The following is a 6,277-nucleotide window of genomic DNA, read 5'->3' as shown; positions in this document are numbered from 1 at the left end:
AAGCCGATGAACTATTTATTACAAATGTGATTACAGGTATTCAACCGATTACCAAATACAGAAAAAAGAATTATAATACAAAAGTTGCCCGGGATTTGGTCACCAAGTTGAATGTGAAAATAAGGCTTAGTTGAAATTAGGATTTTCAGGAGCGTTTGACCAGATGACATAGTCACCACCAAATTCCATCATTTTTTCTTTCCAGAATGATTCGTTGTCCTTTAGAAATAAGGCGTTTTTATAGGTGTTTTTTACAACAATCCAGCTGTTCAAACCCAGTTCTTTTTCCAATTGGTCAACATCCCAGCCGGAATAGCCCAAAAAGAACCGGATTTCATCAGCGTTGATTTTACCAAACTGCAGTAATTGAGTTACGGTATCAAAATCGCCACCCCAGTAGATGCCATTTGAAATTTCCACACTATTCGGAATTAAATCGGGAATAGTATGCACAAAATACATATTGTCCTGTTCTACAGGACCTCCATTATAAACAATTAAATCTGAATCAATTGTAGGAATCAAATCGCTGATGGTGTACTCCAACGGTTTGTTTAAAATAAAACCCACAAAACCACTTTCATTGTTTTCGGCTAACAAGACAATACTTCTGTTAAAGGAAATATCTCCAATGATAGAAGGCTCTGATACCAATAAGTGTCCTTTGTCTGGTTTTAACATAGGAAGTAAAGTTTAAGTTTAAAGTGAGTTCGGTTTATCGTTCAAACCTTAGTGTAACTTTGAGTCTTTGTGGCAAGAAAAAAAATGCCACTAAGTCACGAAGTCACTAAGATTCACAAAGAAAATAAAACAGATTTATTTTTTTGTGTGTGTTAATGTTTTATCGAAATCACGTTAGTTTAGACTAAATCTAACTAATTTTTACAATATATGAAAATTTTTTTTGTGAATTGTTCCAAACAAAAAAGCCCTGAACAATGCCAGGGCTTGAAAATAAGATTTTTAAGGTTTAAACTAGTTTACTGATTTTTGAAGATCAGCACCTGCTTTGAACTTGACCACATTTTTAGCAGCAATCTTGATAGTCTTACCTGTTTGTGGGTTTCTTCCTTCTCTTGCAGCTCTTTTAGAAACTGACCAAGAACCAAAGCCTACTAGAGATACTCTGTTTCCTTTTTTAAGGGATTTTTCAACATTACCAAGGAAAGATTCCAGGGCTTTTTTAGCAGCTGCTTTAGTGATTCCTGCATCAGCAGCCATTGCATCAATTAAATCTGATTTGTTCATAATTTGATTTTTAAATTAAAATGTTGGTTAAACTTAAATTATTTCGCTCTACAAATTTAATCGGATTATCGGTTCATGCAAGTAATAACGGGGGAAAACAGACTTTTTGTTAATAACTTATACGCATTGTTAATAAACTTGAGGGCTTTTGTTTGATTTTTTGACAAAATCTGCAAACATAAGTAATCAATAGACTTCAGCTTGTTTCTTAACTTCAAACCCGTTTAAAAAGGATATGATGTCCATTTTTTTCTTTCCCGGAAACTGAATTTCTTCAATATATATATAGCCGTCTTTTACCGCAACTTTCAATTCTTTTCTGGTTGTAAAAATTGTTCCGGAGAGGGTGTTATGGAAACTGTTTTCAAAAGACGACTTGTATATTTTTATGGAAACGGGTTCGGCATCTTGCTTAAAATAACACCAGGCAGTAGGATAGGGACTCAGCCCGCGAATAAAGTTATAAATCTCATTTCCGGTTTTGTTCCAATCGATTTTAGTATTTTCAGTGTTGAGTTTATTGGCGGTTTTCAGGTCTTTTGATTGTGGTTGCTTTTGTGTCACAATTTTCCCGCCCTCGATTTGCCTGACGGTTTCCAGTACCAATTGGCTTCCTGCAACCATTAATTTGTCGTGCAATGTTCCGGCATTGTCAGTATTTGTTATTTCGATTTCTTTTTGAAGAATGATTTCCCCGGTGTCGATTTTATCGTCTATAAAGAAGGTAGTGATCCCGGTTTTTGTCTCTCCGTTGATGATGGCCCAGTTGATGGGTGCCGCACCACGGTATTGCGGAAGCAGGGAAGCATGCAGGTTAAAGGTGCCCTTTTTTGGAAGTTTCCAAACACGTTCCGGTAACATCCTAAAGGCTACCACAATTTGCAAGTCAGGTTGAAGCGTTTGTAGTGCTGCCTGAAATTCATCACTCTTTAAACTTATCGGTTGCAATACATTTAAGTTTTGACTCAAAGCATACTCCTTCACCGCCGATTGTTTTAAACTCCTGCCTCTTCCTGCAGGCTTGTCGGGAGCAGTGACCACTCCAACAACATTTTTGCCGTTTTCTACCAATGCTTTGAGTGTTGCCACAGCAAAATCTGGGGTTCCGTAAAAAACAATTTTTAATCCGGTCATTATTTCAGGGTGTATTTGTTGTTTTGTGTAAGGGTTATTTTTTTGTTTTCCAAAAGGCTTTGCAGCACAAAAATAACTTTTGATTCTGCAAAAGTAAGGCTTTCACAAATTTCACGCGAACTTAAAATACTTTCTTCCAGAAGTAACAGGATTTCACCGGCTATAAGTTTGATTTCCTTTTCAGTCGGAAACGATTGTTGCTTTGCACAAACGTTGCAAATTCCGCAGGGCACATCAGAATAATCCCCAAAATACTGAAGCAATTGAATGCTTCTGCAAACGGTTTTGTTTTCTATAAACCCCAGCACAGCCTGAACTTGCTCAGTTTTTAATTTGTTTAGTAACTCCACGGTTTTTGCAATGCGGTTTATGGTCCTATCGTCTTCGCGGGGTTCAATAAAAGTGAGTGTGGTATCTGTGTTAAACAGGTTTAACTTGATGACTCCATCTTTTTCAAACTCTTTTAATACATTGATTATGTCTTCAGTGGATTGCCCACTTTTTGAGGCTATGAGTTCCAAATCGATGGACGCTTCCCTTTCAAATATACCGGAGTAAAGCCGTAGGATTGTTTTCCCTATAATCGATTTTTTCAAGTTGCTTTCCAGATACCGGATTGTTTGATCTGATGAAAGTAAAAACTGCACATCTGTTTTTCTTCCAAACTCAAATGAAAGTTTGATAATACTCAACCTGTCCAAAGTTTGAATGGCGTTGTAGGTTTTTATGGTGTGCAACTCATATTTCAGGCAAAACTTCTCAAAATTGAAATCGTGAGTTACAAATTCCCCTTCACCATAGGCAATAAAAAAATGATTACACAACTTTTTGTATATCACTTTTAGAAAATCAACCGAAGGCAAACTGCTTAAAAATTGACTCTTAACTTGTAATTTATCTGAATCGTTAAATAAAAGTATCGCTTTTGAATATTGACCGTCCCTTCCGGCACGACCCGATTCCTGAAAGTAGCTTTCAAGGCTTTCCGGCAGGTCAATATGAATGACCGTTCGCACATTGGGTTTGTCAATCCCCATTCCAAAAGCATTGGTCGCCACCATCACCGGCGTGGTTTCATTGAGCCAGTTGGCCAGTTTTTTGTTCTTGTCTTCTGAAGTAATACCTCCGTGAAAAAAAGTGCTGTCAAAGCCGTTTCTGTTAAGGAAATTGCTGATTTCCTCTGTATTTCTCCTGTTTCTTGCATAAACAATGGCCGGCTCGCCGGGTTTTAGAAGTTGGAGCAGGCGGTAATGTTTGTCTTCTTCCCTATAAACCAGATAGGCCAGGTTTTCCCTGTAAAAGGATTTTTGAAAAACTTCAGGTTCTTTAAGTTGAAGTTCGTTAATGGTATCTTTTAAAACATCCGGTGTTGCCGTAGCTGTTAATGCAATGAAAGGTACTTCGGGTTTAATCGTTCTTAACAACACGATGTTTTTATAAGCGGGTCTGAAATCATTGCCCCATTGTGAAATGCAATGTGCTTCGTCAACGGCAATGAGGTTGACGTTCATTTTTTCAATGCGTTGTTGAACCAGTTCCTGTTGTAGCCTTTCGGGAGACAGATAGAGAAACTTATAGTTGCCGTAAATACAATTGTCAAGCATCCGGTCCAAGTCGCTGTAAGATATTTTTCCGGAGAGCGCCATGCTTTTAATGCCTAAGTTATTCAAAGCGTTTACCTGGTCGTTCATCAGAGCGATTAATGGTGAAATCACGATGCAGATACCATCTTCGATTATCGCCGGAATTTGAAAACAAACTGACTTTCCGCCACCTGTGGGAAGCAGGGCAATGGTGTCTTGTTTCGCCAGGACACTTTCTATGATTTCTTCCTGAAGCGGCCTGAAGTTTCTAAAACCCCAGTATTGATATAAAACATCAGCGGGGTTCATAATTTAGTTTTTACGTTTTCAAGAATGAATGAAAGTCGTCGTTCTACAGGCAATTTGGGAACTTCAATGGGGGAGTAGTTGTAACTTTTATAGGTGTTTTCAAGGTGAAAATGAATTTTTTCAGCTTCGCGGAAGCTTTCGTAGCGTTCATTATCGGTGGTGTAAATTTCTTTCCAGAGCGGAAGAATAAAAACCAAATCATAGCAATGCTTCTCACAGGCCAGGTGCATTTCTTCGGGAAAAGTGCTGTCAATGTAGTTGAGGTAAGCAATCACGTCGTGCAAACCGCGGTCATAAAAAACATTTTGTTGATTGAATTCAGTCAACTGATTGAATTGTTTGATCCTGCCTTCAATCAATTTTTCGCTAAAGAGCATGGGATTATTTAGAAAAAGTTGTTCGTGACCTTCTTTTCTGGCTTGTAAAATCACTTCGCGTGACACTTCATGCAGGCAAGGATAACCGCTTTTTTCAAGCAATTTAATCAGGGTTGATTTTCCGGTTCCGGGACCTCCGGTAATGACAATGCGTTTTAGGTTCAACGGCTCTATGTTTTAAAATACAAAATACGGAAAAAGAATTGAAACCGAAGTCGTATCTTTGCAACCGATTTGTTTCACTTCAAAAGAATTGCAATGCAACAAGATCAAAAATCGGAAGAATTTTACAATCGTTTAAAAGAACAGCTTTCAAACAATACGCTTTGGCCGTCTCAATATTTGTTTAAATTTATTGTGCCTTCAGACAATGAAAAAGTAGCTCAGGTAAAACAAGCTTTTGATAATCACCAAGCCCAAATTGAAACCAAAACTTCATCAAACGGCAATTACATAAGCATTTCCGTAAAGGTAAAAATGAAAAACCCCAATAATGTTATTGAAAAATATCTTGAAGTTTCTTATATTGAGGGAATAATTTCACTTTAGCTTGACATAAAAGAAACAATTTTTTACTACTTTGCACATTAATTATTTACTACACTAAAATATTACAATTTTGATAGATCAATTAGAATACAACACCGAAAGGCCAAAGCTTATCATTCCTGAATACGGCCGCCACATACAAAAAATGGTTGACCATGCGGTCACTATTGAAGACCGTGAGGAGCGCAATAAAATTGCCAAAAGCATCATTGCCGTAATGGGAAATTTAAACCCTCATTTAAGGGATGTTCCCGATTTTCAACCTATGCTATGGGACCAGTTGTTCATCATTTCAAATTTTAAACTGGAAGTGGACTCGCCATTTCCCATCCCCACAAAAGAAGAATTGATGGAAAGGCCGGAACCTTTGGATTACCCTCAAAACTTCCCCAAATACCGTTTTTATGGAAACAACATCAAGCGTATGATTGATGTGGCCAATGAATGGGAAGATGGGGATAAAAAGGAAGCTTTGGTGCTCACTATTGCCAATCATATGAAAAAGTCCTACCTCAACTGGAACAAAGACACTGTTGAAGATGAGGTGATTTTTGGTCATTTGTTTGAACTTTCAGACGGAAAAATCAACCTGAAAGAAGGCAATGAAGACTTGTCTAATGCCACAGATCTTATGAAAAGCAAGAAAAAATATACTAACGGAACTACAACAAAGAAAAATTTCAAAAACAGGCCACGCAAGCGCTATTAAGTAAAATCATTTATGGGTATTTTTAAAATTGAAGGCGGTCATAAGCTAAAGGGAGAAATCCACCCACAGGGCGCAAAAAATGAAGCGCTTCAAATCCTTTGTGCTGTTTTATTAACCCCCGAAAAAGTAGAAATAAAAAACATCCCTGACATTATTGATGTCAACAAACTCATTTCCGTACTGGAACATTTGGGGGTTAAAATTCAAAAGCAAGGCAAAGGGCATTTTATTTTTCAAGCCGATGAATTGGACCTTAAATATCTGGAGTCTGAATTGTTCAAACAGGAAGGAAGCTCGCTTAGAGGTTCAATTATGATTGTAGGGCCATTGTTGGCGCGTTTTGGAAAAGGCTATATTCCACGACCCGG

Annotated in this window: 8 protein-coding genes and 1 pseudogene; 4 read left to right on the top strand and 5 right to left on the bottom strand. The window is 37.7% G+C overall.

Going from position 1 to position 6,277, the window contains the following annotated elements; all coding sequences use genetic code 11:
* Positions 1–134, top strand: a pseudogene (locus AC6F75_RS01015) (aminotransferase class IV); the annotation flags it as partial.
* Here AC6F75_RS01015 and AC6F75_RS01010 read toward each other — a convergent pair.
* From AC6F75_RS01010 to AC6F75_RS00990, 5 genes are all read right to left on the bottom strand, one after another.
* Positions 127–681 (bottom strand): YqgE/AlgH family protein, encoded by a 555-nt coding sequence (locus AC6F75_RS01010; RefSeq protein ID WP_500713065.1) that lies wholly within the window; start codon positions 679–681, stop codon positions 127–129. The pseudogene AC6F75_RS01015 and the gene AC6F75_RS01010 overlap by 8 nt on opposite strands.
* A 294-nt stretch (positions 682–975) precedes the next feature.
* Positions 976–1,248 carry an HU family DNA-binding protein gene (locus AC6F75_RS01005; RefSeq protein WP_500713064.1) on the bottom strand — a complete coding sequence of 91 codons (273 nt, stop codon included), beginning with the start codon at positions 1,246–1,248 and terminating at the stop codon, positions 976–978.
* A 186-nt stretch (positions 1,249–1,434) separates the two neighbouring features.
* Entirely contained in the window at positions 1,435–2,382 is a 948-nt protein-coding gene (fmt, locus tag AC6F75_RS01000; RefSeq protein WP_500713063.1) for a methionyl-tRNA formyltransferase, read from the bottom strand.
* On the bottom strand, positions 2,382–4,274 hold the full coding sequence (locus AC6F75_RS00995; protein ID WP_500713062.1) for a RecQ family ATP-dependent DNA helicase: 1,893 nt from the start codon (positions 4,272–4,274) through the stop codon (positions 2,382–2,384). Before AC6F75_RS00995 ends, fmt begins: the two co-directional genes overlap by 1 nt.
* Positions 4,271–4,816, bottom strand: a complete 546-nt coding sequence (locus tag AC6F75_RS00990) for an AAA family ATPase (RefSeq protein ID WP_500713061.1) — start codon at positions 4,814–4,816, stop codon at positions 4,271–4,273. Before AC6F75_RS00990 ends, AC6F75_RS00995 begins: the two co-directional genes overlap by 4 nt.
* Positions 4,817–4,909: 93 nt before the next feature.
* Here AC6F75_RS00990 and AC6F75_RS00985 point away from each other — a divergent pair, with 93 nt between their 5' ends.
* The 3 genes from AC6F75_RS00985 to AC6F75_RS00975 all read left to right on the top strand — a co-directional run.
* A complete protein-coding gene (locus AC6F75_RS00985; protein WP_500713060.1) occupies positions 4,910–5,200 on the top strand; it encodes a DUF493 family protein in 291 nt (96 codons plus the stop codon).
* Positions 5,201–5,270: 70 nt separating this feature from the next.
* Entirely contained in the window at positions 5,271–5,909 is a 639-nt protein-coding gene (locus AC6F75_RS00980) for a DUF4290 domain-containing protein (protein ID WP_500713059.1), read from the top strand.
* A gap of 12 nt (positions 5,910–5,921) precedes the next feature.
* Positions 5,922–6,277: carboxyvinyltransferase (locus AC6F75_RS00975; protein ID WP_500713058.1), on the top strand; the 356-nt coding region annotated here is incomplete at its 3' end.

It is taken from the genome of Planktosalinus sp. (assembly GCF_059864935.1).
Note: the sequence above shows the minus strand (reverse complement) of the source record. Positions and strands in the feature narration are given on the sequence as shown.

Excerpts from the sequence above, each read along its gene's own strand:
- AC6F75_RS01010 (WP_500713065.1), bottom strand. The coding sequence starts at position 681 with ATGTTAAAACCAGACAAAGGACACTTATTGGTATCAGAGCCTTCTATC.
- AC6F75_RS01005 (WP_500713064.1), bottom strand. The coding sequence starts at position 1,248 with ATGAACAAATCAGATTTAATTGATGCAATGGCTGCTGATGCAGGAATC.
- fmt (WP_500713063.1), bottom strand. The coding sequence starts at position 2,382 with ATGACCGGATTAAAAATTGTTTTTTACGGAACCCCAGATTTTGCTGTG.
- AC6F75_RS00995 (WP_500713062.1), bottom strand. The coding sequence starts at position 4,274 with ATGAACCCCGCTGATGTTTTATATCAATACTGGGGTTTTAGAAACTTC.
- AC6F75_RS00985 (WP_500713060.1), top strand. The coding sequence starts at position 4,910 with ATGCAACAAGATCAAAAATCGGAAGAATTTTACAATCGTTTAAAAGAA.